The 25521-nt window shown below is 47.3% G+C and carries 28 protein-coding genes; 22 read left to right on the forward strand and 6 right to left on the reverse strand.

All coding sequences use genetic code 11. The features are described from left to right. Nucleotides 1-19: 19 nt before the first annotated feature. From ACM64D_RS08515 to ACM64D_RS08525, 3 genes are read right to left on the reverse strand one after another with little or no spacing between them, the layout of a single operon-like run. A complete protein-coding gene (locus tag ACM64D_RS08515) occupies nucleotides 20-892 on the reverse strand; it encodes a hypothetical protein (protein ID WP_415062776.1) in 873 nt (290 codons plus the stop codon). Beyond that, entirely contained in the window at nucleotides 889-1713 is an 825-nt protein-coding gene (locus ACM64D_RS08520) for a hypothetical protein (RefSeq protein WP_415062777.1), read from the reverse strand. Before ACM64D_RS08520 ends, ACM64D_RS08515 begins: the two co-directional genes overlap by 4 nt. A gap of 1 nt (nucleotide 1714) precedes the next feature. After that, the gene (locus ACM64D_RS08525; RefSeq protein WP_415062778.1) at nucleotides 1715-2437 is read right to left on the reverse strand and encodes a hypothetical protein; all 723 of its coding nucleotides are present in this window, start codon (nucleotides 2435-2437) and stop codon (nucleotides 1715-1717) included. A gap of 105 nt (nucleotides 2438-2542) precedes the next feature. Here ACM64D_RS08525 and ACM64D_RS08530 point away from each other — a divergent pair, with 105 nt between their 5' ends. The 3 genes from ACM64D_RS08530 to ACM64D_RS08540 are packed head-to-tail and all read left to right on the forward strand — an operon-like array spanning nucleotide 2543 to nucleotide 5914. Next, on the forward strand, nucleotides 2543-3403 hold the full coding sequence (locus ACM64D_RS08530; RefSeq protein WP_415062779.1) for an alpha/beta hydrolase: 861 nt from the start codon (nucleotides 2543-2545) through the stop codon (nucleotides 3401-3403). A gap of 56 nt (nucleotides 3404-3459) precedes the next feature. Next, nucleotides 3460-4806 (forward strand): penicillin-insensitive murein endopeptidase, encoded by a 1347-nt coding sequence (locus ACM64D_RS08535; RefSeq protein WP_415062780.1) that lies wholly within the window; start codon nucleotides 3460-3462, stop codon nucleotides 4804-4806. Between the two features lie 31 nt (nucleotides 4807-4837). Then, complete coding sequence (locus tag ACM64D_RS08540) at nucleotides 4838-5914, forward strand: phosphatase domain-containing protein (RefSeq protein WP_415062781.1); 1077 nt, start codon at nucleotides 4838-4840, stop codon at nucleotides 5912-5914. A gap of 20 nt (nucleotides 5915-5934) precedes the next feature. Here the strand turns inward: ACM64D_RS08540 and ACM64D_RS08545 are convergent, their stop codons facing one another. After that, nucleotides 5935-6738 (reverse strand): TonB family protein, encoded by an 804-nt coding sequence (locus tag ACM64D_RS08545; RefSeq protein WP_415062782.1) that lies wholly within the window; start codon nucleotides 6736-6738, stop codon nucleotides 5935-5937. A 41-nt stretch (nucleotides 6739-6779) separates the two neighbouring features. Further along, nucleotides 6780-7172 (reverse strand): preprotein translocase subunit SecG, encoded by a 393-nt coding sequence (gene secG, locus ACM64D_RS08550; protein ID WP_415062783.1) that lies wholly within the window; start codon nucleotides 7170-7172, stop codon nucleotides 6780-6782. Between the two features lie 141 nt (nucleotides 7173-7313). Here secG and ACM64D_RS08555 point away from each other — a divergent pair, with 141 nt between their 5' ends. Further along, on the forward strand, nucleotides 7314-7778 hold the full coding sequence (locus tag ACM64D_RS08555; RefSeq protein ID WP_415062784.1) for a hypothetical protein: 465 nt from the start codon (nucleotides 7314-7316) through the stop codon (nucleotides 7776-7778). Nucleotides 7779-7896: 118 nt separating this feature from the next. After that, the gene (locus ACM64D_RS08560) at nucleotides 7897-8451 is read left to right on the forward strand and encodes an HPF/RaiA family ribosome-associated protein (RefSeq protein ID WP_415062785.1); all 555 of its coding nucleotides are present in this window, start codon (nucleotides 7897-7899) and stop codon (nucleotides 8449-8451) included. 21 nt (nucleotides 8452-8472) lie between these two features. On the opposite strand, the gene ACM64D_RS08565 is transcribed toward ACM64D_RS08560, so the two are convergent. Further along, the gene (locus tag ACM64D_RS08565; RefSeq protein ID WP_415062786.1) at nucleotides 8473-9366 is read right to left on the reverse strand and encodes a CBS domain-containing protein; all 894 of its coding nucleotides are present in this window, start codon (nucleotides 9364-9366) and stop codon (nucleotides 8473-8475) included. Between the two features lie 192 nt (nucleotides 9367-9558). Between ACM64D_RS08565 and ACM64D_RS08570 the strand changes: the two genes are divergently transcribed. The 17 genes from ACM64D_RS08570 to ACM64D_RS08650 all read left to right on the forward strand — a co-directional run bounded on the left by ACM64D_RS08570 (nucleotide 9559) and on the right by ACM64D_RS08650 (nucleotide 25451). Next, nucleotides 9559-10335: a TIGR02147 family protein gene (locus tag ACM64D_RS08570; RefSeq protein ID WP_415062787.1), complete on the forward strand. Its 777-nt coding sequence runs from the start codon at nucleotides 9559-9561 to the stop codon at nucleotides 10333-10335. A 2-nt stretch (nucleotides 10336-10337) separates the two neighbouring features. Beyond that, entirely contained in the window at nucleotides 10338-11345 is a 1008-nt protein-coding gene (locus ACM64D_RS08575; RefSeq protein WP_415062788.1) for a hypothetical protein, read from the forward strand. A gap of 173 nt (nucleotides 11346-11518) precedes the next feature. Further along, on the forward strand, nucleotides 11519-12226 hold the full coding sequence (locus ACM64D_RS08580) for a hypothetical protein (protein ID WP_415062789.1): 708 nt from the start codon (nucleotides 11519-11521) through the stop codon (nucleotides 12224-12226). A gap of 145 nt (nucleotides 12227-12371) precedes the next feature. Beyond that, on the forward strand, nucleotides 12372-12713 hold the full coding sequence (locus ACM64D_RS08585; protein WP_415062790.1) for a hypothetical protein: 342 nt from the start codon (nucleotides 12372-12374) through the stop codon (nucleotides 12711-12713). Nucleotides 12714-12734: 21 nt separating this feature from the next. Next, a complete protein-coding gene (locus ACM64D_RS08590) occupies nucleotides 12735-13892 on the forward strand; it encodes a hypothetical protein (RefSeq protein ID WP_415062791.1) in 1158 nt (385 codons plus the stop codon). 178 nt (nucleotides 13893-14070) lie between these two features. Next, nucleotides 14071-14706 (forward strand): dTMP kinase, encoded by a 636-nt coding sequence (gene tmk / locus ACM64D_RS08595; RefSeq protein ID WP_415062792.1) that lies wholly within the window; start codon nucleotides 14071-14073, stop codon nucleotides 14704-14706. A gap of 10 nt (nucleotides 14707-14716) precedes the next feature. Continuing rightward, the gene (locus tag ACM64D_RS08600) at nucleotides 14717-15661 is read left to right on the forward strand and encodes a DNA polymerase III subunit (protein WP_415062793.1); all 945 of its coding nucleotides are present in this window, start codon (nucleotides 14717-14719) and stop codon (nucleotides 15659-15661) included. 74 nt (nucleotides 15662-15735) lie between these two features. Beyond that, nucleotides 15736-16470 carry a hypothetical protein gene (locus ACM64D_RS08605; RefSeq protein WP_415062794.1) on the forward strand — a complete coding sequence of 245 codons (735 nt, stop codon included), beginning with the start codon at nucleotides 15736-15738 and terminating at the stop codon, nucleotides 16468-16470. After that, nucleotides 16470-16985: a hypothetical protein gene (locus ACM64D_RS08610; RefSeq protein WP_415062795.1), complete on the forward strand. Its 516-nt coding sequence runs from the start codon at nucleotides 16470-16472 to the stop codon at nucleotides 16983-16985. The genes ACM64D_RS08605 and ACM64D_RS08610 overlap by 1 nt, the downstream gene beginning before the upstream one ends. Before the next feature lie 6 nt (nucleotides 16986-16991). Continuing rightward, a complete protein-coding gene (locus ACM64D_RS08615) occupies nucleotides 16992-17762 on the forward strand; it encodes a TatD family hydrolase (protein ID WP_415062796.1) in 771 nt (256 codons plus the stop codon). A 127-nt stretch (nucleotides 17763-17889) separates the two neighbouring features. After that, a complete protein-coding gene (locus ACM64D_RS08620; protein WP_415062797.1) occupies nucleotides 17890-18294 on the forward strand; it encodes a hypothetical protein in 405 nt (134 codons plus the stop codon). 237 nt (nucleotides 18295-18531) lie between these two features. Beyond that, nucleotides 18532-18963: a hypothetical protein gene (locus ACM64D_RS08625; RefSeq protein ID WP_415062798.1), complete on the forward strand. Its 432-nt coding sequence runs from the start codon at nucleotides 18532-18534 to the stop codon at nucleotides 18961-18963. A 212-nt stretch (nucleotides 18964-19175) separates the two neighbouring features. Next, nucleotides 19176-20306: a hypothetical protein gene (locus ACM64D_RS08630; protein ID WP_415062799.1), complete on the forward strand. Its 1131-nt coding sequence runs from the start codon at nucleotides 19176-19178 to the stop codon at nucleotides 20304-20306. A gap of 44 nt (nucleotides 20307-20350) precedes the next feature. Then, nucleotides 20351-22087: a beta-sandwich domain-containing protein gene (locus ACM64D_RS08635; RefSeq protein ID WP_415062800.1), complete on the forward strand. Its 1737-nt coding sequence runs from the start codon at nucleotides 20351-20353 to the stop codon at nucleotides 22085-22087. A gap of 83 nt (nucleotides 22088-22170) precedes the next feature. Beyond that, the gene (locus ACM64D_RS08640) at nucleotides 22171-23127 is read left to right on the forward strand and encodes a beta-sandwich domain-containing protein (protein ID WP_415062801.1); all 957 of its coding nucleotides are present in this window, start codon (nucleotides 22171-22173) and stop codon (nucleotides 23125-23127) included. A gap of 114 nt (nucleotides 23128-23241) precedes the next feature. Further along, nucleotides 23242-24249: a type I glyceraldehyde-3-phosphate dehydrogenase gene (gene gap / locus ACM64D_RS08645; protein WP_415062802.1), complete on the forward strand. Its 1008-nt coding sequence runs from the start codon at nucleotides 23242-23244 to the stop codon at nucleotides 24247-24249. Then, a complete protein-coding gene (locus ACM64D_RS08650) occupies nucleotides 24249-25451 on the forward strand; it encodes a phosphoglycerate kinase (RefSeq protein ID WP_415062803.1) in 1203 nt (400 codons plus the stop codon). The genes gap and ACM64D_RS08650 overlap by 1 nt, the downstream gene beginning before the upstream one ends. The last annotated feature ends 70 nt before the right edge of the window (nucleotides 25452-25521 follow it).

Consider the following 25521-nt stretch of genomic DNA (forward strand, 5'->3'; position numbering starts at 1 on the left):
ATGACAAGCTTTTTAAATTCTACAAGACGCTTTCCTGGGGTTTAATGACAAACTCCAGTGTTTTAATCGAAGAGACGTCTCCAAAACGATTTCTGTTCCACAGCAGAACCCGGTATTTACCCGGTTTGAGATCGGGAGGAACAGACCACTGGCTTTCAATGATCTCAGACTGGTGAAGCCGCGTCCAACGGGTGCTGAAATGTTTTTGATATTCCAGGCGTACCGAGGTCGGGAGAGTTGTCTTTTTTTTCCATTGTAAAAGTGCCTTTTGATTTTCCCCTTCCATGATGACATCGTCCACTTCGGGAATGGGACGGGATTTCACCACCATGCTGGGACTTTCAAAGGTCTCACCTTCGACGCCATCTTGGGTTAGCGGCGTGACTTTGTAAGAGTAAACGCCCGGACGTAACGAAAGGGAAAACTGCGGCTGAGAACTTTCGTGTTTCGCGATTTCTTTTCCGTCTTGATTAAAAAGGACAATTCGATAGTGATGAGCTCCTGTGGGAGGATCCCAGTGAAGTTTTAAAGGAGCCATGAAGGTCGTCGGATCGACTTGCATCTGACTACTTTGTCCGGCAATGGCTTGAATTTTTTTAGGAGGCACTAAGAACTCTTTAGGGCGAGACCATTCTCCTTGAGTATTGAAGTGATCCCGTACACGGCCACGGACCAAGTAATAGCCAGGTTCCAGATGGACACTCATGACCGGAGTCGGAGATTTCAAAGTAGTGACCAGGGTCTTATTCTTCCTTAAGACTTCGACTTCGTAGAATGTGGAGCCGACGATTTCTTCCCATTCCAGCTCAACCTTCACTTGCTGAGAAGGTTTGGGGGGAGGTGCGGCTCCGACAATGAAAGCTAAAAACAAAAAACCCCAAAGTGTCATCACGGTGTTTTTTCTTTGAGCGACGCTTTAGCCACTTCCAGGGCAATTCTCATACTTTGTTTCATGGACGTGTCCAGGCCTTTTTTCGAAACAGAATAGTTGAAAGCACGTTTGAAGTTTTCCGGCGCTAAGGGGCCGGCGGCCAAAACCTCCGAGGTGGTTTCCAAAGCCTCTTTGACACTGAGGACGGCGCCGGCTTGATTGGTCAGGAAAAAATAAGTCAATTCAAATGCGGGATAGATGCCTTCGGGAAAAAGATCATAGTGTTTAAGCAGTCCCAAAGAATATTGGGCGCAGTTTTTAAACGGAAGCCCCAATTTATTTTGATCGGTGCAGAACTTGTAAAGCTTTTCGAAATCTTTGCGGGCGTATTCAGATTTGGCAGGGTTTTGGGATAATTTTTCAGAGACCTCAAAGGCCGTCATGAAATCCAGATCGAAATAGTTTTCCAGGAAAAAGGTTTTAAAAAGTCCGGCAAAACTTTTAGTTTGTTCGTCCGACTTTTTTGAGAAGGAGGCCGCCATTTCGACGCATTTTCTAAGATCGACTCCGGACTTATTAAGCAATTCATAAATCTGTTTAAATCTTTTTAATGCTCCCGTGCAACCTCGCGAAATCGTCAAGGACCACTTCACCACCTGGCTGTCATTGAGCTCGAGGGTTTTTTCAGAGCGAAAGTACTCAACACTTTGCTCAAACTCGTCGGCACTTTTACAGGCGACGTAGTTGTCGGGAATTTTCGGGGACTCTTGTTGAGCCGCAGCCAGGCCCAGTCTTGGACTCACAGAAAGAAGAAGAGTCAAAAGCCAGTGCCAGAGCTTCATGTTAGAAACTCCAGCTAAGATGGACTTGAGGGCTGGCCTGATGAGGATCAAAATTCATCCACACCAGAGGGGCATAGATCTTTCTTTTGTATTCCAGATGTTTGTTGTAGTTGAATTCATACATCGAAGGAAAAACCCATGGCAACAACGAGGCCGTGGCCGCAAGAATTCCATAAACGCGGTTGTTTTCATCGGCCTTGCTGGTGACATAGATGGAAGCTCCCAGATTCGTCCAGACGGCCAAATTGCTTAGCGTCGATTGGGTGCGTGCCGTTCTTTCCAGAAGCTCCTCGGCCGCGCGCTCTTTGCTTAGATCTCCTCGGCGATCTTTCGAGGAAATCTTTTTGACGTCTCCTAAATCCGAAGAAATCGGTTTTTTAAAACTCAAATAGCTTCCGATAATCACCCAGGCACTGCCCACACCGAGAGCCGTGTTGTAGGCCATGTCACTGTCTCGTTTCTGAGAGTCAGAGGGCTCGGCATCTTTGTATTTACCCTGATTTTGCAACCCGGCCATGAGGGTCATGGCACCTGAAACTAACATGGGCCATTGATTGATAAATTTCTGTTCCTCTTCCAGTTGCGCCATTTGTGCCAGACGCTCTGAGGCCCGTGGGGCCACTTGCAACTCGGGATAGTCCAGGTTTTTAAAAGGATTTTCTTCTTGCGCCCAAGCCGGGCAAACAAGGCTAAGTACAGTCATAAAAATAATAGTGATTTTCATAGAAATAAGGATAGCTAACAATTTTCGGGAGCCCAAGTTTATCCGACAAATATGGACTGTTTTAAAGTCTTGCCAGGGACGTTCAAACCGTTTCATGATTCCTTTATGACGAAATGGTACTGGACCCTCGGGCACATTTTTCTCAAGATCACCGTCCTGCTGATGCTGGCAGGGTGTCAGTCCGTCTTTTATTTCCCTTTGAAAGAGAAACTCTTTGATCCGGCAAAAATAAAAATGCAGCCGGAAGATGTGTTTTTGAAAACTCAAGTCGGGAACACCATCCATGGTTGGTACTTTCAAGCCACGAATCCGCAGGAAAGCAAAGGGACTCTCTTGTTCTTCCACGGGAATGCTGAAAATCTCACTTCTCATTTTCTGATGTTTCATTGGCTTCCCTCCAAGGGATATAACTATTTTATTTTTGATTATCCTGGCTATGGTTTGTCGACCGGAAAACCAACTCCGGAAAGTACCGTCGAGGCAGGAATGGCCGCAGCTCAGTGGCTTCATTTGCGGAAGGATTCTCGACCGCTCATAATATATGGCCATAGTCTGGGAGGCATTGTCGCTTTGAGGACGGTGGAAGAGATCAAAGGGGCCATTCCTCTTCGTAACGTTGTCATTGAGGCCAGCTTTTCTTCTTATCAGCAGATGGGGAGAAATGTTTTGGGGCGTCGTTGGTGGACCTGGCCGTTCCAACCGATCACCTATTTGGTCTTAAGCGACGAGTACGCGCCAAAATCCTTAGAGTCGGTTGCACCCGTGCCCCTTTTGTTTATACATGGAAATGAAGATCACGCGGTGGAACTAAAAAATACCGAAAAGATGTTCGCAGAGGCCAAAGAACCTAAAGAGATATGGGTTGTGCCAGGGGGACATCATGGGGATCTCTATGAAATCCGCAACGGAGAACTGCGGGAACAATTTCTGTCCTACCTATCTAAAACTTCGACAGCGGCCCACTGACGAAGACAGTTTTATTGCATTTCAGAAAGCATGAATCCTGCAAGGCGATCGGCAGGATGAAGCACGTTTTGCGAACCCTCAGTATTATTATTTCTTTCACAATTTTAGGCGCTTGTGCTCCGGACTCTCGTGATGAGGGCTCCAAGGCCACAACGACGGCAGAGCCTGCGCGTCCCACGGTGGTCGAAGAAGCGGGGTATCGCATCGCCCGCGGGGCAACTCGTATTCAAGACATGTCGGTGAATTTTGATTCCACCACCAAGTCCATGCGCCTGCGCGGGAAGATGGAGTATCTTTCGATGAAGGGGCAGTCTCTTGAAAATGTCTCGGTGGATTTGACGGGAACCCTTGATTCAGATGGATTTATAGCCCTAAAAAATCATAGTTCAGAGTCTACCCCCAAAGGGGCTCCTCTGGTCGCGGCCAAAGCCACGTGTTTAAGTGAGTCCGGGACCTGTCACTCTTCTTTCATCGATATCTACATTTATACCGAGGGCGTGGTTTATCATCATCAGATCGAGTCCCATCAAGAAGTGAAAGTCGAAGAAAAGCCGGAAGCAAAAAAAGAGGAACAGGATCCCGAGGACTTGACCCCGGAAGGTGGGGCCGATGAAGTGGACGGGGAGCCGGGCCAATACGTGGGTACTATTCAGGAGGATATCGAAAACATCCTTCAGGTAAAGCCCCAAATTCCAGCAAAAAAAGAGGAACCAAAAAAAGAAGAGCCTAAGAAAGATGCACCCGCAAAGCCCAAGTCCAGCGTCAGTCAGGCGATTGGCCCGGTGAATGCGGGGCGTTTGGAAAACGCCACGAATCTTTTAAAATATGAGCAAAACCATACTCCGGCGGGTTTTCGTATCCTTCGTCCCGAAAGGAAAACTTATTTTGCCACCAATGAGTTGGCTTATATCATCGCGCAGATGGGACAGATGACGAAACAAGAAGTGTCTGGTTATGTATTAGCGGTCGGTGATCTGTCTCGGGAGGCGGGAGGACGGCTCGGAACTCATAAATCCCATCAAAACGGACTTGATGCAGATGTGGCCTTCTATTTTAACAACAAAAGTTTTCAGAACTATTTCGCGTCAGCGGTGGCCGTGGACAAGCCCCACGCTAACTGGATGATACAGGAACAATGGAAGCTCTTTAAGCATGTTGTAAATACCCAACTTATTGACAGGATTTTTATCCATCGGACTCTTAAAAAGGCCCTATGTGGTGTTGCAATTCAAAACGGCGAACTGCAAAAAGGAAAAAATGAAGGTCTAGCATACGAAACGCTTCGCCGTCTGATTGCAGACACGGATCATCACAATCACTTTCATTTACGAGTGAAATGTTCCAGCGCTCAGGTTCGTTGCCGCCAAATGGCAGAGCCAGCCCCGGGCTCGGGATGTTTTTGACGAAAGCCCCTAAGACTGAGAAACTAATTTTATGGCGGATTGGCGTGATCGCAGCGAAATGAATGGGGACGTGGTTTTCTTTCGATATGTGTCGGAAGGAATGGAAAAAAGTCATGACGAGGTCTTTATTTGGGACCTTGATAAAACCTATTTAGATACCACCATTGATTCGTTGTCGGGGCTGATGACGACCATTCTTGAGCGCGCCCTAAATAAAAAAAATGTTCCCGGTACCAACTCGTTAATGCAGGCCCTGTCGGCTTATCGAAAGCAACAAAAGGGTTATATGTATTTTCCGATTTATTTCATCACGGCGTCCCCGCCGCAAATGGAAGAAAGAATTTCGGAAAAGTTCTCTTTAGATAACATCCGTCCCTTTGGTTGCTTTTATAAAGACAATCTGGCGAATCTGCGGCCGGGACGTTTTTGGCGCTTAACCAAACAAGTGGGCTATAAGCTTCAAGCCCTGATGCAGTTGCGCACGCGATTGTCCGAAAATGTGCGCCAGATCTGCTGGGGAGACGACAGCGAAACGGATGCGATCATTTACAATCTGTATTCAGATATTTGTTCACGCCGTCTTGGCGCGCATGAAATTCGCACGACACTGGAGAAGCTCAACGTGAGCGGGGAACAGGTCAATACCATCTTAGAACTGCAAGCGAATATTCCCGAAAACGATCCCGTGGAAAAGATCTATATCAATCTGGCCACCGATACAGACCCTGATTACTACTTAAAGTTTGGTCGAAGAACTTTGGCGACCTACAACACATTTCAAGTTTCTTTGGATTTATATCAGGATCGCCGTCTGGGGCTTGATGGCGTGTACTCAGTTCTTCAGGACATGATCTACAACTATGGTTATACGCCAGAAGAACTGATGAAAAGTTTTGACGAATTCATTCGTCGCGGAGTTTTAGGTGAACGGGCGTTCCAAGAGGTTCGCCCCTTCTTCATTGAAAAAGGTCTTTTACATCCCTCCTATGAGCCTTCGGTGATGCCGCTGAAAGAAAAGACTGTGGAGGATGGGCGGGTCTTTGAAATGGAAGGAGTCCATGAGCCATGGATTCCGGAGCGCATTGATTATCTTCATGATTATCGGTAAGGACGTCGTCGGATCTGGGACTATTCAAATCGCAACGGAAACACCGTTGAAATAGGATCTCCATTAAACGACTTAAATTCCACGCGGCGGATCGCCTCAAGTAAACATTTTTTGAAAGCCGCATCACTTAAACTCGAAGAAGCAATCTCGGCGGAAGACACCTTCCCGGTTTTTTCGATCGTGAAGCTAATGGAGGCTTGCCCCACCACGCCGGGATTTTTTTGCAAAAGTTGAGTGTAGCATTTAAAGAAAGCTCCTCTGTGAGTTTTCAAAGTGTCTTGAATAAACTCGGAAGTCAGCCCGTCATTTATGTTCGCCGTCGGTACTTGAGAGGTCTCTGCGGGGGCTAATTCCGGCAGAGTTTCTGTCGGAGCTTGTTTCTTGTAATTCATTTCGTATTCAGTCGCATTCCAGCGCACGCCATCCTTAGAGACAAAGACGGACCCTTCGCGACCGTAGTTTTCCACCTGCACATCACCTCGCTTGATAATAAGCACGATGCGGTCTCCTTCTTCATCCAGTGTGATAAGGGAGTTTTCTTGAATGCGAATGCGGTAGGCAGAATCAAACTCCATGGTCGCATCACCATCGACACCGGTCTCAATGGAGTCCAAGGCAAACAAGGTCGCCTTGCGAGTGAGAACTTCTTTTTGAGTCATATTCTTGCGCAAAACAAAGACTTTACCTAAGTTCAGTTCGAGACGGGCAAGAGGACGAGCCCCGGGCTTTTGTTTTTCAGTTTGTGAAGCAATAAAGAGAGAAAGGGCTACACTAAAAATGCCCACGACAATCAAAGATGGAATCAGCCAGTTGTTCTTCGCCATAATGAAACTATAGCGAAGAACCTTATGAAGATGTACTAAAATTACTTTTGAGCAGGAGCTGCGGTTGCAGCAGGAGAAGCCGCCGGAGTGGCTTCAGGAGTTGCAGGAACTGCCGTCGCAGCCGCCGCATTTGCATCAGCTGTTGGAGCCGGTGCAGAAACAGGAGCCGTCGGAAGTGGCAATGAGTCCACAACAGATTTTGTTTTAGTCGAAGTCAAAACAGACAAAGTCAGGCAAGTCACAGCAAAGATGATGGCTGCCCAAACAGTCATTTTACTAGCCAAAGTTTGCGCACCCGTTGCACCCAACAAAGAGTTAGAACCGCTAGATCCGCCCATACCCAAAGCGCCATTGCTTTTAGAGTCCTGGATCAACACAAGCACGATCAAAACCAAAGCAACGACGATATGCAAAATTCCGATGAAAGTAGTCATTTTCTAGTATCTCCCAAAGACCCCTGAATATAGGGATAAACCAGGGGCTTCGTCCACCCCAAAGTGCCCTAAATCCCTCCATTTGACGCGCTTTGTTGAGTAGTGGTATCCTAAAAGCAAGAAGTTTATAACTAGGGATATATGAAAAAAACTCTATTGATTGCCTTGGCTTGCTTGTCGTTATGTTTTTCTGCCTGCTCCTCGGAAGAGGGAAAGCTTAAAAAAATGGCATTGGAGATGGGACAAAAAAAGTTCAGCGAGGTGATTCGTCAGGAAGCGGCGGAGTTTTTACCGGACTCTGAATGGTTGCGTCAGTCCTATGTCGAGTTGATCGATAAAAATTCGGAAGTGGAAGTCGAAGAGATCAAGTTTCAGGGGGACAACCTCGCTGTCGTCTCAGTCGTGGTTGTGACTTATCCTTATCGCTTTCGTCGCACCCTTTTAAAAGTCGCGGGAGCAGTTGATGTGAGTAAAACCCGTCGTTTTAGTTTTGGAGAGGCTTTGGGGCTCGTGGCCGCGCAGTCTCCGGAAAAAAACAAACCCTCCAAACAGCCTTTGACGGTGTATAAGTTTTCCAAGGGAGCCGAGGGCTGGGTCGCGCAATAGCTTTCTGCGAGAGAGCAAGAAGCCTCTTTGTATTTAATCTTATAAGACCCCTCTTCGTTGACCCCTTCTTTCTCTAAGCTCAAAATTTGAGTAGGTGCAGGAGAAAGGACGTGGAGTCATGGTCTATTTCAATATTTCCTTCCGAGATATGTCCCCATCTGAATCGGTGTCGAGCCTAGTTCAAGAGAGAATTGAAAGGCTGGAGCGCCTGAATAACAACATCATTTCCTGTGAGGTGGTTGTTTCTTTGCCTCATAAGCATCGCATTCGAGGACGGATTCCTCATGTTCATCTTCGTCTTAAAGTTCCGGGAAAAACGTTGGTGGTCGATCGCGATCCAGAAAAGGACGAGTCCCATCAAGACATGCATATTGTCGTGGGAGATGCCTTTGCTGCTTTAGAAAGAAAACTGGAAGATTACACAAGACTTCAGCATCGTGTTGTAAAGACGCTCTCTTCACAACCGGATGCGGTGGTCAGTCGGCTATTTCTCGATGATGATTATGGTTTCATCGAAGATCAAGACGGGCGCGAACTCTACTTCCATCGTAACGCGGTTTTAAATGGAGGATTCGAAAAACTAGAGGTCGGGGCGCACGTGCGCTTTTCCGAAGAGATGGGCGAAAAGGGCCCCCAGGTCACCTCCATGCATATCGTGGGCCGAGAGCTTTAACGCTTCGGCCCCGTCTTTTGACTACATCATCACTCTTTTGGTTTTCACAAACATTTGCTGCATATCTCGGGGAAGTTGGCGGGTCAGATTTTGCATTTCTCCGGGAGAGATGCTGTCGCCGAGACCCTTCCAGAAGCCTTGCAAAAGCTTTCGGGCTTTATCCTCTTTCACAGTGTAGTGCTTTTGGATTTGACTCAAAAGAAACTTTGCCGTGACGCTGCGATCAGCAGGGGAGACCTCGCCTATCAAGGGCATTTGCAGTTGATAGGGAAGTTGCGATAAAAGATTTTTGCCGGCTTTGGCGGGAACGCGTCTCATGAGGGCTGCAAGGACCTGTTGAGTCAGACTCTTGGCTTGGCTTGAGTTTAGGCCTGTGCGGGTCTCAATATTCTTAATGAATCCATAGTAGGATTGTTCGCGATGATCCTGAGAGTGAAAGATATTTTTTATTTTAAATTTTTCCTGTCGCGTTTTGGGTGTTTTTAGTTGAGTGCGAAGAATGGCCGCCTCCTCGGAAGCTGAGATCAGATTTTTTCGAATGAGATCATCCAAAGAGAGGACCCCCAGGCATCTTTGTCGACCGTTATGGAGCTCTTTGATGACGGGGACTCTGCGGATTCCATACTTCTTCATTGTTTCAATCACATCGGAAACCGTAGCTTCTTCAGGAACATAAATAAGTCGATGGGCCGTGGCGGTCCCCAAGGATGATGAGGCGGGGAGATCATCCACGGCGAGAGCCAGAGCCAGATCGCGATCCGTGAAGAGCCCCTGCAGGAAGCCCTGGCCATCTGAGACGAGGACACTGCCGACATGGCGGCTTTTCATGGCGAGAGCCGCTTGTTTTAGGGTGCTGTTTTGTTTGAGAATGAGGGGCTTTTGCAATGACAGGGATTGAACGCTTGTCGGTTTCATTGAGACCTCCTGATGTTTTCAGGATACCTCTGCTCTCATTGCCGCTCCAGGACTGGGAAAGCGCTTTGTTGAATGAAATAAAGATAGATGTGTTGTGGGCAAACAATATGGAAGTTGACTTGCCCACATTCTCGCATCATTACTGAATTCAAATAGTTGAATTTCTTTTTGTTCCCATTTTAGGATCGAGTCATGGAAAATCCTTTTGTTACTGAACTTAAGAGGGCCTTCGAGGATCGAGCATTACGCAATCCGCGTTATTCGATGCGGGCCTTTTCTCGGGACTTGGATGTCGACCCCTCTGTGTTAAGCAAAATACTGCGAGGCAAAAGAAGCGTCAGCGGCAAGATGATTCGCAAAGTATCGCAGTTCCTAGGGCACTCGCCAGAGCAAGCGCAGACCTTTTTGGATCAGAACAAGGCCTATCTCAAACGATTGCGTCTTTTGCAGGCTGACAAGAATCAACAATTCGTGAGCATTCCCTTGGAACAGTATGAGGTGATTTCAAACTGGGTTCACCAAGCTGTTTTGGAAGCCTTAGTTTTGAAGGACTTTGATGGGACTCAAGAGTTTTTAGCTCGCAAGTTGGGGATGGCCCCGGTGGTCATCAGTGAAGCGGTCGAGCGGTTGAGCAGCTTGGGGATCTTGCAGGTAGATTCTTCGGGGATCGTGCAGTCCGAAAAGATCAATACGTCTTCTTTGGGGCCTAAGTACACAACGGAGGCGATGAAGACTCAGCAGCGAGAGTTGCTGAAGTGTTCTCAGCAGGCCCTCGACAACGTGCCCTTTGAATTGCGCAGTCATTCTTCATTGGTGATCTCGATTGAGAAATCCAAGTTGCCTGAGTTTGTTGAAAAGATTCATGCCTTTCGCCGGGATATGAATAAGTTTATAACTAAAAAGAGCAAGTCTTCTGATGAAGTGTATTGTTTAGCCTTGTCTTTCTTTCCCCTCACTCCCGTGGAGTAATCATGAAAAGATGGATCTTTTTTTTCTTAACCAGTTTGTTATTTCAATCCCTTGCCTGGGCCGAGGGGACGCAGACGGAGGGACAAGAGAGCTATGGAGGGAATGGGGCGATGGCAGAATTCCGTCTTATCGCGACGGATCTGCAGAGGATCTTTAGCTATGTTGATCCCAACAGCTTTCCATCGCGGGACTTTGTTGAAAAGTTCAAGCTGAAGTGGAAGATCGCAGAGTTGGCGGCCAAAGAGCGGCTTTTCCTTCACGGGTCCCAGGTGGATGCGATCAATTATCCCTATCGCCCGATCCCTTTGATTGAAATTTCTTTGTCCCGTTGGACGTCTCTAAGTACTTCGGCAAAGTACAATCTGGTGCTGCATGAGATGATGCCCATCGTGGGATATATTGACGATAAGTACCAGTACTCCAATCCTATCATCCTCAGTTTGCGCCGCCAGGGACTTTTGGATTTGTCGATGATGGAGATTGTGGAGAGAAGCATTGTTGTTTGTGATAAAGAGGAACTTCAACATATCACCTTTGCCTATGTTATGAGGTCCAATGCGAAGCTCAAAGAGATTCGTCATCTTTATCAAAGTGCCATGGCTGCGAGCTGTGCCCCTGTTGCTATCTATATGTCTGATCTGGAGTTCAAATATAGTGATTTGAGTGAAGAGGGCATCTCCTACATGTGGAGGGTCATTCAAGATGTCTTGCGCTCTGATGACCAGAGGCTTTCTCGGAAGATGGAGTTCCTAAGAAATCTGGTGCAATTAGGATTTCCGACCAATGAATTAAATCATGTTCCCGAGTTGTCTCGAACCCCGGTTTCAGTCTTTTATCTTTTGGCCCAAGTCGAGAACTCGGATCTGCACCCACGCACGCTTGAGATTTATGACATTTTAAATAAGTCGCATGACAGACCTATCATCCATCAGGTCGACGTTGAGACAGCTTTAAAGAAGTCGAATTCGGCTCTGGCCGGCACCTATCAATCCGCTCTTTCTAACAAATGATCGCAGTCAGTGCCCACTCCCGATAAGGTGTGGGCATTCTTAAGGGATTCGTCTAAAAGACACGTCATTCTTGTTTACATGTTTTCGTTATTTTTGTAATTCCTCCACGACAGAAAAGTTATACTTTATAACTTTTGGGGGCGTGTGTTATAAGGTGGGGCATAGGAGTTATTATGAAGAAAACGATCTTATCATCGATTCTGTTTCTATATGCCTCTCTTACCTTTGCCTCTTCCAAGGAAGCGGGTGTTCTGAATCTTCGTTGCACGACTTATGATAAGGAACAATACACCTTGTCGGTCGTTGGAGAAGATATTCATCTTTGCGGTAAAGGTGAAAACGCCCTCGTTCGAGGCGATGAAGAGACCGAGAGCAATATCCGTATGATCGACGATGCATTCCTTAAACAAAAAACGGAAAGCACTTACTATTTCAGTTTTGTCGCAGGTCTTCGCAATCAACCTTGCGCGAGATGCCACGGTGACACGGTCCATGTTTCCAGCGTTCAGATGTATTGCGATGTTGTGCCGCAAACCAAGTCTCTTTGCGTGGCTCAAAAGCAGGGGCCCCAGCCTGACCTTGGCAAGGACTATGATAAAGCTCTTAAAAACGGCGTCGGCGAGGACTATTGGGGCGAAGTTCCTTGGGTGACTCTCTATAATCCCAAGACTGCCAAGTTTTCTATCTTTGTTTTTGAGCAAGATGGAAAAGATCTCAGAATTTTGGCCTACACCGACGTACGATATTATCGTGATTTCCTAAAGAAGGATCAGTTCGTTTCTATCTATAAATCTTTGTTGGCTCAAGGATACGTGATTCACAACTACTCCACAAATGAGCAAGGCAAGGCCTTCGTAAAAGGCTTTCTGCAAGCTCAGTAATCAGCCCTTCGGGACCCGCAATTTCAGTCAGGGTGTCTAGTTTTTAGACACCCTGAGTATGTCCTTTTGGCAATTAATCAAAGATGACCACGGCATATTTTTCGTATTCCTCCGGGAAAGGTATTTTATTGATCTTGGAGGGTCTATGGTTAAAGTCTTGGTTGCGACCGCTGTTCTTTTTGCTTCTTGGGGCGCTCAAGCTTCCTCAAAATGTGTTCTGGTGAAAAGCCATGCGGGCCAACGCGTGCGCCAGGAAATCAAGATCGATCAAGAAAATATGCGCATTGAACAATCTGCCGGCCAGTTAGAGGCCACCATTCAAGTCATATATGGTCGTCTGATCAGTATGATGATTCTTAATAAAGGCAATTTTACTCGAGCAGCTCTTCCTCTGGATAGCATCGCTGAAAGCGGTGGTGGGGCGTTGGCTCTTGAGGATATGAAAACTCAAAGTGCGATCGAGATGACTTGCAAAATGGAATACTAATTTTTGTTAGAAAATGACTTTATGAAAAATGCTGTTCGTCTTTTGATTCTAAGTCTGTTTTTGCTTGGCTCTGGGAGTATGTCCTGGGCCGAGGATTCTATTGTTGAAACAGAGGTTGAAGAGCGCATTCTGGATAAAGCCCAGGTCGCTCAGCAAGAACGCACCGAAATTCGTCTTTCGGATGGTCGAGTTTTTGAATTGGATCGCATCCCAGAGCGGGAGCAGATGAAAGAGGCCCTGGGACTCAAACTTCCTGAAAAAGTCAAAGAGCAGATTTTGGCACGCGGTGGTTCGATTGAAGAAGTCGATCCTCTTTCGCCGTATGAAAGTTTACCTGCGGAGAGAAAACAAAAATTTCAAGAGATGCGCTTGATGTTTTTAACCAATGCCGCGCGCATTTTGAATTCGACTAAATTTGTTTTTGGTGCCGGGAGCCTTGTGGGAGATGCGTTGAGTTTTGTGAAAATCAAAACTCTGCAAGTGTTTGGTAAAAAAGTTGAGGCGACGTCGGCGACTCAACGGACTTTCAATCAGCGCAGCCATCAGGCGGTGCAAGAGGTTTTAAAAGGTATTGATTATAAGTTATGGTCTCAAGCTCCGCTGGTGATTGATTCGAATGAGTTTGGCGTCAGCGTCTCTGCCGGTCTGTTGGCTGAAACCGGCATTTTGCGCAAAGGGGGCGGAGGGGCTGAGGAAGTGGGTATCAGCTTGGCCTTTAATAAAACCTCCCGCGCTTTTGTTTTTGAGATTTTTCATAACTCAGAAAATTTTGACAATACCAAGGCGGCCATTTCGGTGATCGGGTTGGTTGGTAAAGCGGGGTTAACCTTGGGGCGTCGAGAGGGAGCTGCGACTCTTAAAGGAAGCTCGTTTTATCCGCCTGCGGTGCCAGGCTATAGCACGTCTTCGGCAGAGTTCTTTTCGGCAGGTTTAAGCTCTAGCTTGGGACTTCCACCGCCTCCGTTGGCGGATCTTCTGACGTTCACGAACCAGTTTGAACGCAATGCCTTGATTCGGGTGACGGTGTCTCCGCTGGTTAAGGGCTTCGTGAGGCTGGAAATCGGCAATCTCCAGGGCGCGGCGCGCCTTGTTGCGATGCGATTTGTTGACGTCTACCGTGCTATATCTGACAAAGTCCTTATAACAGGCCGCCGTTCATGCGGACCCGTTTTTAATTAAAAGCCCTCGGGACGCCCTTTTGCGAAGCCCTCATCTGTGGCGGCTCGGACAGTCCTCGCGGACGCCCTCCCTTTGGGAGAGGCTGCTGCGGAACTCGCCGTCACAGATGAGGGCTTCGCAAAAGGGCTTTACGCGGCCAGTTGGATTAGATGGGCTTTGAGTTTTTGGATAGGGATTTATGAGTTTTTTGGTGTTTGAGGGGCTGGATGGCTCTGGGAAGAGTTCTTTGATGGCGGCTTTGGAGCGGGAGCTTCAGGCGCGCGGGATTTCTGTGAAAAGAACTCGGGAACCTGGGGGTACGCCATTGGGGGATGAGATTCGCAATATGATCCTTCGGACTGAGGGGCCATCTCCCTTGGCGCGAGCCGAGCTGCTTTTGTATGAAGCCAGTCGTGCCCAGCATGTGGAACAAGTGATTCGTCCAACGCTGGCATCGGGTGTTTGGGTTTTGTGCGATCGTTTTGCGGCAAGCTCAGTGGCCTTTCAAAGTGGTGGACGTGAGATTTCTGAAAACGATGTGGTGATGCTCAATGAGTTTGCGACGGGGGGACTGAAGGCGGATCTGACGATTTTGTTGGATCTTTCCGTGGAAGAGTCTCGCAAGCGTCGTCAAGGGCGAGGCGCTGCCAGCGGCGAAAGTGAAGACCGCATTGAATCTGAAGCGGACTCTTTTCATGAGAAAGTTCGTCAGTCTTTTCTTAAGCAAGCCCGTGAAGATGCTGGTGCATGGTTGGTTCTTAACGCCCAAGAGACACCGGAAGTTTTGTTTCAACAACTTTTAAAAGCTCTGACAGAGAAAAATATTTTAAAGTAGGTCTTGGTTCATGGCCCGAATGTTGGATTTTGTTTTAGGACATCAAGATATCATCAGCAAATTGGTGACTTCTTTTGAGCAGGGAAAGCCCGGGCAGACCTATCTTTTTGTGGGACCCGCGGGGATCGGCAAAAAATTGACGGCCCTGGGATTAGCACAAGCTTTGTTGTGCCCGCAAAGCCCGCGCGGTTGTGGCAAGTGTCCTTCTTGTTTCCGCATATCTCAAGGGGCGCATGAGGGTTTGAAGATCGTTGAGCCTTCAGGGGCGCAAATTAAGATGGAACAGGCCAAAGAGGTCATTGAGTTCTTAAGCCTAAAAAGTTTGTCCGGAAATCGTGTGATCATCATTGATCAGGCGCAGAGCTTAAACCCTCAGGCCGCGAACTCTCTTTTAAAAACTTTAGAAGAGCCTCCAGCGGGGACCTTCTTCTTTTTGATCGCGCCGAGTGTGGCGGGGTTGATGCAGACCATTCGTTCGCGTTCCCGCATCGTGCAGTTTAAGCCTTTAACCATGGAAGATCTTGCCAAGAAGGTGAAGGCCCCTGCTTGGGCGCTGAAATCCGCGCAAGGCAGTTTTGAAAAGCTGGCACAGTTGCAAGAGGGGCCAGAGCAGGAGCTTCGTCAAAAATCCATCGAGATTTTAAATCTGTTTTTGAAAGACAAAGATTTTCTTTTGAATGAAACCTGGCGATCTGAATTTAAGGACCGAGCTCAGGGACAGCGTCTACTTTCTTACTGGGGCAGTTTTATGAAGGATGCGGTCTATCTCCAAGAAGACGTTAAAAATCAGATTATTAATTTGGACCAAGCTTCTTTGCTTAAGACTCTAGCCGAATACAAGCGTGAGTTTTTGTTGGATCTTATTCGGAAGTCATTGCAAGTAGAGCAGGCTCTCGCCGCCAATCGTGATCCACAGTTGGTTATGGAAGAGTTCTTTATTAATCACCGCCCTTAAGGAAAAGTCAGACTTATATAAACACGTTAATATTTGAATTTGACTGAGATAGTCCTTTTTAGGAAACTCATTTCATGTATAAGTGGTTCTTTATAGGGGCATTTTTTCTATTCTCAAATTTTGTATTTGCACAGGTGAAATGTCCTGATGGACAGTATTTAGTTCGAGGACACTTTCGCAGTGGTTACATTCGGTCTGACGGCACCTATGTGTCGCCAACTAACGTTCGATCTCATTGCAAGGCGTATACAAAGGTCTATGAGATATGGAATTCAAAATTTAGAAATGAGCCGGCAAAAGATTGGCCCCATAAGAAAGAAGTTTTTAAGAAGTGGACAGAGGAAGAACGAGAGCGGGTGCTAGAGTCCTTGGAAGAACTGCCTGAAGAAATTTGGAGCAAAAATGTAAAAGGCATATATAGGAGTTTCAAATCGCGAGAGCATCCAAACCCTGCGACTTCGGCGGACGGTACTATCGTTCTTTACGATAATGCTTTTAAAAAAGAGTTCAACTTGTCGAGAGTTCTTGGGCATGAATTGTCACATCAGATTTACAAGGATCTGAGCCAGGAGAAAAGAAAAGACTACGGGTTTACGATGAATTGGTTTAGCTTTCAGAACAAATACATTTCCAGAATGGATGGGTACGTTCAGGACGATGGTCGAGAAAGCCCTGAGGAAGATTTTGCCAATAACATTGAGTATTATTTATTTGAGCCTGGCGAGTTGAAAAAAGTAACTCCTAATGCTTATAGATGGATACAGACGCATTTCGGTGATAAATTTAAATTAAGAAAGGGGTCCCAATAATGGATGTGGTAAAGATTGTTATTTTTTTTCTGATGTCTCTGACTTTAGGATGTGCGACCCCTGGGGTGTCGAATAAGTTTTCTGAATTTAAGGATGTAAACTGGAAGAAAATGAACCGTTTTGAAGTTGAAAAAGCTCTTGGTAAGCCTGATTCTACCGGGGCACTTTATAAAACTGACAAGGAAGCGCTGGTTTATTTGTCTGCGGATAAAAAGCAACCTCAGTTGATTGTTGTTTATGATATTAAGACGAATCAGATTGTCGGTGTACAATGGTATGCGACAAGATCTTCTGATGAGTGGACTTTGCAGCAAGCTCGGTCGAAGTTTCCTAATACGCTATTTCAAAATATTCCTGTTGAAGAAGAATCTCCTTGGGGAGAGCGTATTGCGACGTACTCTTCCAGTGAAAGTCCACTCGTGATCAATATGAACTCACAGACTCAAAAGCTCATATCTCTGTCTTGGCAATTTGAAAAAGATGAGCCAGCAGTGCGTAAACCGACAAGTCATTAAGACTATATGGAATGGATTGATATTCACGCACATTTAAATATGCTCGAGGAAGGCGTTGAGGCGTCTATTGCCAACGCTCAGGCCGTGGGGGTGAAGAAAATCATCACCATCGGTACAGAGCCCGGGGATCATCCTTTGGTGCTGGAGATCGCGCGCAAATATTATCCTGACGTATATTGCACTCTTGGTGTGCATCCTCATGATGGCAAAGTGTATACAGAGGCGGCGGGAAAGTTCATCGAAGATCATTTGAGTGAACCCTGTGTGGTCGCTGTCGGCGAAATCGGATTGGACTATTATTACGATCAATCTCCACGGGAGGAACAGCGCGAGGCTTTCCGTGCCCAGATGGAGATCGCCGCACGTTCGCGAATGCCTGTTGAGATTCACACCCGTGATGCCGAAGAAGACACTGTTGAAATCTTAAAGGAATTCCAGGGCCGCGTGACGGGAGTCATTCATTGTTTTACAGGGACCGAGTGGTTGGCTCGTCAGTCATTGGATCTCGGTTTTAATATTTCCATCAGTGGTGTCGTGACGTTTAAAAATGCGGACAGCCTGCGTAACATCGTGAAGATGATTCCATTGGATCGGATTCATGTGGAAACAGATGCTCCATTCCTGGCTCCGATTCCCATGCGGGGGAAGAAGAACACTCCGGCCTATGTGGTCCATACCGCGAAACTGGTGGCGGAACTCAAAGGGATTTCCTTAGAGCAGCTCTGTGATCAGACTCGCCAAAATGCCCTTAAAATGTTTCCGAAGATTCGGTGGTAATCCTTCCGGTTCCTCTTTGGAGCCGACGTGCGCAAAAAATTCATTAATTCCGATCCCCACAGAAAAAAAATACGACTTTTTAATCCGGAGGGGATAGGAAGAGGTCCTTCTTAAAAGGATGGATTTCATGAAAACAATGATCTTTGCGTTTATGACGTTTTTCTCTGCTATTTCATTTGCCGAAGAACGCGTGTTTGATTGTGCAGCGACGTCTTTAACTCGCAGTTTGGAAGTTCCAGAAGGGGCGAATCTTCAGCAGAATCCTCAAGTGATTTTCAGACAGGGTCTAAAGCACTGGTCTTTGCAGGTGGGAGATCTTTACCTGAATACTCGCGATCCCCAAGGACCGGCTTTGTGGATGAAATCAGGCTCTGTCTCTAAAACAAAAGTGGAATACGTCTTTTGGGTTGAGGCCTCGACAGAGTATGAGTTGGTTGTCAGCGTGGTCGATTATTCGGCTCAGCTTTTCTGGTGGGGCTTGGGAGAAAAAGTTCTTCTTGGCAACTTCCAGTGTGAAGTCACTGAGCAGTAGGTTCGTAGGCTCGTACACAAGAAAGCCGGTCATCACGATCGGCTTTTGCATTTGAACCCCGCCAAAACAGCAATCCCCTCTAGTTTAAAAACCGCCGCACAGAATAAACTCGAGAGAGTGGCTGCCCTTTTACGTCGTCCCTTGTACTAATTACAACTCCCCGGCGATTAAAGCCCTTTTCGTCTTGGTATCATCGTTGCTTTGAGTGGATCCGAATCAAATCAACAAGGAGTTTAAATGAAGCATCTGATTTTCGCCGCCCTGGTCATGGTGGGTATTCAAACTCAGGCTCAGACGAACAGTACCCGTATTTTCAAAAACGCAGAGGGCTGTACCGTCACTGTCGAACAAAGACGTAACGGAATTACTTTGGATATTGAAAAACAAGGGCAAAAGGCCGTTGTCGGGCTTTTGAATGATCGCTCTTCGGGAGACATCGTGAGCTTTTGTGCGAATGCGGGCGTCGAGACTGACGCCGATGGCATGTTGACTCTTTCTTGTGATAATCAAAGTAACGGAGGTCTTTCGACTCGGGGGCAGGCCGATTTGATTATGTCTGGAGATACGCTTAAGGCGGTTCGAGTCATCGGTCAGGTCAGACGTATGTTTGGTTGGAAAACCGACACCTTGATCGTGTGCGAAAGTTTGCGCGAACGCGGCTCCCGTTAATAATTTCTGCCTCTTATTCAAGAAAGCCTACAGGAACCTCCCTGTGGGCTTTTTGCGTTTTAGGGACTCTCTAAAGGGTGCCCAAAGAGGCCCCCTGTCTAAACTTGAGACAGTAGGAGGAGCCTTAAATAGGAATAGATGTATTTGAGGCCTGTGTCTTGCGGTATGAAATTTGGATCTCATCTCGCGGATCTATAAATTGTGGAGTCAGTATGAAACGTTCCATTCTCGCGAGTGTCTTGGTGGGCCTGTCTTTGGTGCAGAATCTGGCCTATGCGAATATTATCACGGATCTTCCCAATCCTTGGGAAAGTGACGACGCCGTGTCTGCGGGGAACACGCCCTCCACCGTACCCCCCTCTGCTCAGAGCGAAGAAGTCCCACGGGCCCCGGAAAGTCGTGAAGTTGAGTCAAAAGAGCTTCGCATTGGAGATCGAGTCTATTATGCGAATTGGGTCGGAACCGTAAAGTCCTTTTTACCTTATGATAAGGTTCTTCTGGCTCGAGACGGATACTATGATGTCGCCGTAGAAAAATCCTATCTTGCAAAGTCAGTGCGGTGTGAGCGTTCGGGGCGTCTTTGCGTGAATGATCAGGTGATCTATGCAACCGCCTTGGGCAAAGTGAAAGAGGCTTTTGCCAATGGAATGATTCTTATTTCTCGAGATGGTTATTATGACAGTTTTGTGGAGGAACGGTCTTTAGGTAAAGCGGTTCGCTGTTTGAAATCGCTCTGTTCCGGCGATCAGGTTATTTATTACAACACCGCTGGAACCATCAAGAGTCTGTTTGATAATCGCCAGGTCATTATCGGTCGCGAAGGGTATTATGACTCTGTTGTCGATGTGGGAGATCTCTTTAAGAGAACCAAGTGCGATTCGAAGGGACGCATCTGTGAAGGTGACAAGATCGTCTATTATAGTTCTGCGGGTGTGGTTCTGCGAATGTATTCTAATGACAAAGTTGTGATTCAGCGATCTGGCTATTACGATTCCGTTGTCGAGGCGACGGAGGTGGCCAAGGCCGTGAACTGCCTGGGAGATGTTTGCGTTGGAAACCGTGTTTTTTACTACCAATCAATCGGAACCGTCGTCGGACTTTTTGCGAATAAACAAGTGCTGTTGCGACGGGATGGCTACCATGACTCTTTTGTCGCGTTAGAGGATGTCGCGAAATCCGTTCAATGCTTGCCGAAGCATAAAATTTGTGCGGGCGATAAAGTCTCTTATTACAACAGTCCGGGGCTGGTGAAAGAGGTTTTTGCCAATGGAAAAGTTCTGGTGGTGAGAAGTGGCTACTATGACGGGTTTCTGGATGTTTCAGATTTGAAGAAACTCCCGTAACCTTATTTAGATATGTTTCATTTGTGAAATTTCAAGGAGTTATTATGAAAAAGCAACTGATCTTGGGAACTCTTGTGGCGACAACGGTGATGCAGGCGGCTTCTCCAGCCTATGCAGATAAAGAAAGTGTCGGCAACATCATTGGTGGCATCGTCGGTGGTGTGATTGGTTCGCAGATAGGTAAGGGCAACGGCAATACGGCGGCGATTATACTTGGAACCATTGCCGGAACGATGATTGGCGGTAAAGTAGGTCGGGATATGGATGAGGCGGATCGCCGCGCACTTGCCGAAGCTCAGGATCGTGCTCTGCGAGATCAGTTGGGACGTCGTACGGATTGGGACGGGCGTTCTTATGGTTCAAGAACCGGAGCTCGTGGAAGCTTCACCTCCATTCGTGAAGGCTATAATAGTCGTACTGGAGAATATTGTCGTGAATACACCAGCGTGATTTCGGTCAATAACCGCACTGAAGAAACTCGCGGTGTCGCTTGTTCTCGTCGTGATGGTTCTTGGTATGAAGTTCGGGAAACCGAAGTGCGCTTTGGTGGAGGCAACTCAGTTCCAGAGTCTCGTCCACCTCGTTATCCCGAGAATCCGCAACTTCCTCCTCCGCCTCCGCCTGTGCAGTCTTTGCAGGAGGGGACTTTGCAGATCAATGGTATTTCTCGCCGTGGTGGTGGGGAATGGTATCGCATCAATTTACAAACGCCCGTCACCTTGGAACGAGTAGAGGTTGCGGCTTTGGCGGCGCAGTTGAAAATTCATGAAGCCAGCGTGATCACGACCAGCAGACAGCGAATTCAAATTCGCGAATTCCAGAATACGTCGGTTTTTGGCGCCGGTTCGCGTGCTGTTTCTGAAAACTTGAATCTGCGTGAAGCGATTGTGGCATTGGATATTCGGGCAGAGTCTTATGGTGCCTTTGCTGATATCAGAGTTTCCGCATTTTCAAATCAATCTCGTCCACTACTTCTTTTGGATAATGCCGGTAATGGCGGAGAGTGCAGTCGTCGTGGAGATGTGAGTTATGAACTCAATCGTTTAGACGCGGATATGGAGCAATGGTCTCGTCGCAAAAACAATTCAAACTATAATTCTCCTGAATACAATATGGCGGAACGAGAGCTGAAGGCGGTCGCGGCTCGCATGGTGGAAATTGGCAAATCCAGAGAGGCTCAAGACACTTCTTTGGCTAAATTGGAGGAGCTGGGAACTCAGTACTTCCGTAAGATGAATAATTTCACTTACAACTCCACTCAGTACAACGCCTACTCAGAGATTGGTAAAGCTATGTTTGGAGCCATGGATCGCGCTTTGGATGACAGTTTTGTGTGTGATGTTCAAGCGTCAGAACAGCTTACGCTGTTGGGTGAGTCCTATATATCCAAAATGAATAATCATTCATACAACTCTGTGCCTTATAATTCCTTCCGAGGTTTGGCGGCGAAGATTTTCACAAAAGCTCCCCAGTTCTTTGAGCAGGAGGTGTTATTGAGAGGAAAATCTTTCCGCGAGATTGACGTCGATATGGAATCCTTCGCCTCAAAACAGGGTAAACATTCATATAATTCGATTCCCTATAATGGTTTTGGTGATTTGGTGACGAAGGCGGCGCTTTTGTCGGAAAACAATCTTCGTCAAATTGTCTTCAGAATGGGGGCGAACGAGAGATTTGAGTTGGCCAGATACTTTGAACAAAGACGCAATAGCTTTTCATACGGATCTGTTGTCTATAAACACTACACGACAATGAAGGACATCGTTACCAATGTGAGGTAGGGCCTTTTTGGCCCTGTTTCGCTGGCACAGAACTTGGAATATGGGTTTGCGAATTTAATACGGAACTAATTTAGGGAGTTTAAATGAAAAAGAATCTTGTCGTTGGAACCTTAATTGTTACCTCTCTTGTACAATATACAAGTCCGGCCTTCGCGAACAAAGAGACCGTCGGAAATATCATCGGCGGCATCATCGGTGCGGCTGTAGGCTCTAATATCGGAAAAGGAAATGGGAATAAGGCTGCGATCATTATCGGTGCTATCGCGGGAACGATGATCGGTGGAAAAGTGGGTAAAGATCTGGATGAAGCCGATCGCCGTGCTTTGGAAGAGGCCCAACGCCGTGCCCTGAATGACCGTTTGGGGGACCGCCGTGATTGGGATGGTCGCAGTTATGGTTCTCGCACGGGCGCTCGTGGAAGCTTTACGACAACTCGTGAGGGTTACAACCAGCGTACGGGCGAATACTGCCGTGAATACCAAAGTGTGATTTATCTTCGCGATCGTACAGAAGAGACTCGGGGAGTGGCGTGCTCTCGTCCCGATGGATCTTGGTATGAAGTTCGCGAAACTGAAGTTCGTTTTGGCGGTGGTTTTGGTCGTCAGGAGCCCTCTCGACCTCCTCGTTATCCAGAGACTCCGTCTCGCCCAGCTCCTCCTCCTCCGGCCCCAGTTCAGTCGCGTTTTGAGGGGACAACTCAGTTGACTCAGATCACTCGTCGCACGGGTGGTGAGTGGTTCCGTATTACACTGAGAACGCCGATTTCTTTGGAGCGCCTTGAAGTGCGTGCTTTGGCGGCGGGTGTGAAGATTCATGAGGCTTCTTTGTACACTCAATCCAATCGTCGTGTGCAAATCCGTGAATTGACGGGAACTCCGACGTTCTATGCCGGGGATACAGCGGTTTCTGAAAGCTTGAATCTGGGCGAACGTATCCAGGTGATCGACATCCGTGCCGAGTCTATGGGCGGGGTGGCCGACGTCCTTGTGAGAGCGATTTCCAACGAGACATACCCTTCTTTGAGTGTGACTCGTTACTAAGCCTGAAATTTAAGGTTTTTTCATTCAAAGCCAGTCTATGACAACCAGTGTCTAGACTGGCTTTTTAGTCTCTAAAAGCCGATATTGGGTGGGTTTAAAACAAGGAGCTCACTCATGTCTAAATTGCGCGTTGGTATCAACGGTTTTGGTCGTATTGGTCGTGTACTTTTCCGTGCGGGTTTTGAGAAACTCGACATCGTCGGAATCAATTCTTTGGACAGTATCGAAGGTGATGCTCATTTGCTTAAATATGATTCGGCCCATGGCATTTTTAATGCCGATGTTTCGACAGAAGGTCACGATCTTATTGTGAACGGCAAGAAGGTTCATGTTTCTAAAACGCGCAATCCGGCGGAAGTGCCTTGGAAAGAATGGGGCGTGGACATCGTTCTTGAGTGCACAGGTGCTTTCAAAGACAAGGCTGACTTTGTTCAACACCTCAACGGTGGAGCAAAGCGTGTGTTAGTTTCTGGCCCCGCTGAAAAAGGTGCCGACATCACGATGGTGTATGGAATCAATCACGAGGCATACGATCCAGCAAAGCATCAAGTAGTTTCAAATGCGTCTTGCACGACCAACTGTTTGGCGCCTTTGGCAAAAGTTCTCAATGAGACTTTCGGCATTGAGCATGGCACGATGATGACTGTTCACTCTTACACGAACGATCAGAAAATTTTGGATGCTCCTCACAAAGATTTGCGTCGCGCTCGTGCGGCGGCGGTGAGCATGATTCCGACAACAACAGGTGCTGCGAAAAACGTGGGTCTTGTTTTGCCTGAGTTGAAAGGACGCATTGACGGTATCTCTATCCGTGTTCCAACTCCGAATGTATCTTTGGTGGATTTCACTTTCACAGCGAAGAAAGATCTTACGAAGGAAGCTGTTAACGAAGCCTTGATCGCAGCTTCTGAAGGCTCACTCAAGGGAGTCTTGGCTGTTGAGCGCAAAGAGCTTGTCAGCGTGGACTTCAACGGCAGCCCGTACTCTTCCATCGTGGATTTGGCTTCAACAATGGTGGTGGGACCTCGCATGGTGAAAGTTCTTGCTTGGTACGACAATGAAACAGGTTTCTCAAACCGCATGGTCGACGTGGCTCTTCACATGGCGAAGAAAGGTCTGTAATGGCTACCGGACTTAAAGGCATTAAAACAGTTCGTGATTTTGAACTTGAGGGAAAAGTGGTTTTCTTGCGTTTGGATTTGAATGTTCCCATGGAGAACGGAAAAATCACAGACGAAAATCGCATCAAGGCTTCTTTGCCGACCATTCAGTACTGCATGGAAAAGGGTGCAAAGATCGTGATGGCCTCCCACTTGGGTCGCCCCAAGAGCAAGGACGATAAAGAGTTTTCTTTAGAGCCGGTGGCCAAACGTCTGCAGGAACTTCTGAATGCCGAAGTGATTTTAGTCGAAGAACCAGACTCTGATGCGCCTAAACACTTGCTTCAATCTTTGAAAAAGAATCAGTTGATCCTTCTTGAGAACGTGCGTTTTGAAGAAGGGGAAACGAAAGATTCCGTCGAGTTCGCGCAAAAGATCGCAAATTATAGCGATATTTACATCAACGATGCGTTCGGTGCTTCCCACCGTGCCCATGCGACGATTCATGCTTTGCCTTCTGTGATGAAGGACAAAGGCATTGGTTTCTTGATTGAAAAAGAAATCAATATGCTGGATTCCCTTTTGCAAAACCCCAAGCGTCCTTATTTGGCCGTGATGGGCGGGGCAAAAGTATCCGACAAAATCGCCGTTATCGAAAGACTGATGGACATCGTGGATGGTTTCATCATCGGTGGCGCGATGGCGTACACTTTCTTAAAAGCGATGGGGCATCCTGTTGGGAAGTCCTTGGTGGAAAATGACAAGTTGAAATACGCTAAAGAAATGATCGAGCGTATTGAAGCTCGTGACAAGACGATCTTGCTTCCGGTGGATCATGTCGTGACAAAATCTATCACGGATACAGCCGGTGCCAGAACAACAAAAGACGTTGTGATCGGCGAAGACGAGTTGGGCGTGGATATCGGTCCACAAACAACGCGCGCTTATGCAACGGCCTTGCACGAAGCTGGTACGATCTTCTGGAATGGTCCGATGGGAATCTTTGAAACAGAAGCATTCTCCAAAGGGACTTTCGGAGTGGCTAAAGCCATTGCGGAAAGTGATGCTACAAAAATCGTCGGCGGTGGGGACTCTGCCGCAGCCGCTGAAGTGTCTGGTTATGCCGACAAGATGACTCATATTTCCACGGGCGGAGGCGCTTCTTTGGAGTATCTTCAAGGGGACAAACTTCCCGGCCTGGAGATTCTAAGATCGAAACGATAGATCGCGTATTGGGGGAAACCCCAAGACACATTCCCTGATGGCCACGACGGCCATCAGGAAGGCCTCTCAG

Origin of the sequence: Bdellovibrio sp., from assembly GCF_047637665.1 — a bacterium.
In the GTDB taxonomy this organism is placed as follows: Bacteria; Bdellovibrionota; Bdellovibrionia; order Bdellovibrionales; family Bdellovibrionaceae; genus Bdellovibrio.

What these genes read in the sequence shown, in the direction of transcription:
- ACM64D_RS08520 (WP_415062777.1), bottom strand. Translation starts at nt 1,713, where the DNA reads ATGAAGCTCTGGCACTGGCTTTTGACTCTTCTTCTTTCTGTGAGTCCA.
- ACM64D_RS08525 (WP_415062778.1), bottom strand. Translation starts at nt 2,437, where the DNA reads ATGAAAATCACTATTATTTTTATGACTGTACTTAGCCTTGTTTGCCCG.
- ACM64D_RS08530 (WP_415062779.1), top strand. Translation starts at nt 2,543, where the DNA reads ATGACGAAATGGTACTGGACCCTCGGGCACATTTTTCTCAAGATCACC.
- ACM64D_RS08535 (WP_415062780.1), top strand. Translation starts at nt 3,460, where the DNA reads ATGAAGCACGTTTTGCGAACCCTCAGTATTATTATTTCTTTCACAATT.
- ACM64D_RS08540 (WP_415062781.1), top strand. Translation starts at nt 4,838, where the DNA reads ATGGCGGATTGGCGTGATCGCAGCGAAATGAATGGGGACGTGGTTTTC.
- ACM64D_RS08545 (WP_415062782.1), bottom strand. Translation starts at nt 6,738, where the DNA reads ATGGCGAAGAACAACTGGCTGATTCCATCTTTGATTGTCGTGGGCATT.
- secG (WP_415062783.1), bottom strand. Translation starts at nt 7,172, where the DNA reads ATGACTACTTTCATCGGAATTTTGCATATCGTCGTTGCTTTGGTTTTG.
- ACM64D_RS08555 (WP_415062784.1), top strand. Translation starts at nt 7,314, where the DNA reads ATGAAAAAAACTCTATTGATTGCCTTGGCTTGCTTGTCGTTATGTTTT.
- ACM64D_RS08560 (WP_415062785.1), top strand. Translation starts at nt 7,897, where the DNA reads ATGGTCTATTTCAATATTTCCTTCCGAGATATGTCCCCATCTGAATCG.
- ACM64D_RS08565 (WP_415062786.1), bottom strand. Translation starts at nt 9,366, where the DNA reads ATGAAACCGACAAGCGTTCAATCCCTGTCATTGCAAAAGCCCCTCATT.
- ACM64D_RS08570 (WP_415062787.1), top strand. Translation starts at nt 9,559, where the DNA reads ATGGAAAATCCTTTTGTTACTGAACTTAAGAGGGCCTTCGAGGATCGA.
- ACM64D_RS08575 (WP_415062788.1), top strand. Translation starts at nt 10,338, where the DNA reads ATGAAAAGATGGATCTTTTTTTTCTTAACCAGTTTGTTATTTCAATCC.
- ACM64D_RS08580 (WP_415062789.1), top strand. Translation starts at nt 11,519, where the DNA reads ATGAAGAAAACGATCTTATCATCGATTCTGTTTCTATATGCCTCTCTT.
- ACM64D_RS08585 (WP_415062790.1), top strand. Translation starts at nt 12,372, where the DNA reads ATGGTTAAAGTCTTGGTTGCGACCGCTGTTCTTTTTGCTTCTTGGGGC.
- ACM64D_RS08590 (WP_415062791.1), top strand. Translation starts at nt 12,735, where the DNA reads ATGAAAAATGCTGTTCGTCTTTTGATTCTAAGTCTGTTTTTGCTTGGC.
- tmk (WP_415062792.1), top strand. Translation starts at nt 14,071, where the DNA reads ATGAGTTTTTTGGTGTTTGAGGGGCTGGATGGCTCTGGGAAGAGTTCT.
- ACM64D_RS08600 (WP_415062793.1), top strand. Translation starts at nt 14,717, where the DNA reads ATGGCCCGAATGTTGGATTTTGTTTTAGGACATCAAGATATCATCAGC.
- ACM64D_RS08605 (WP_415062794.1), top strand. Translation starts at nt 15,736, where the DNA reads ATGTATAAGTGGTTCTTTATAGGGGCATTTTTTCTATTCTCAAATTTT.
- ACM64D_RS08610 (WP_415062795.1), top strand. Translation starts at nt 16,470, where the DNA reads ATGGATGTGGTAAAGATTGTTATTTTTTTTCTGATGTCTCTGACTTTA.
- ACM64D_RS08615 (WP_415062796.1), top strand. Translation starts at nt 16,992, where the DNA reads ATGGAATGGATTGATATTCACGCACATTTAAATATGCTCGAGGAAGGC.
- ACM64D_RS08620 (WP_415062797.1), top strand. Translation starts at nt 17,890, where the DNA reads ATGAAAACAATGATCTTTGCGTTTATGACGTTTTTCTCTGCTATTTCA.
- ACM64D_RS08625 (WP_415062798.1), top strand. Translation starts at nt 18,532, where the DNA reads ATGAAGCATCTGATTTTCGCCGCCCTGGTCATGGTGGGTATTCAAACT.
- ACM64D_RS08630 (WP_415062799.1), top strand. Translation starts at nt 19,176, where the DNA reads ATGAAACGTTCCATTCTCGCGAGTGTCTTGGTGGGCCTGTCTTTGGTG.
- ACM64D_RS08635 (WP_415062800.1), top strand. Translation starts at nt 20,351, where the DNA reads ATGAAAAAGCAACTGATCTTGGGAACTCTTGTGGCGACAACGGTGATG.
- ACM64D_RS08640 (WP_415062801.1), top strand. Translation starts at nt 22,171, where the DNA reads ATGAAAAAGAATCTTGTCGTTGGAACCTTAATTGTTACCTCTCTTGTA.
- gap (WP_415062802.1), top strand. Translation starts at nt 23,242, where the DNA reads ATGTCTAAATTGCGCGTTGGTATCAACGGTTTTGGTCGTATTGGTCGT.
- ACM64D_RS08650 (WP_415062803.1), top strand. Translation starts at nt 24,249, where the DNA reads ATGGCTACCGGACTTAAAGGCATTAAAACAGTTCGTGATTTTGAACTT.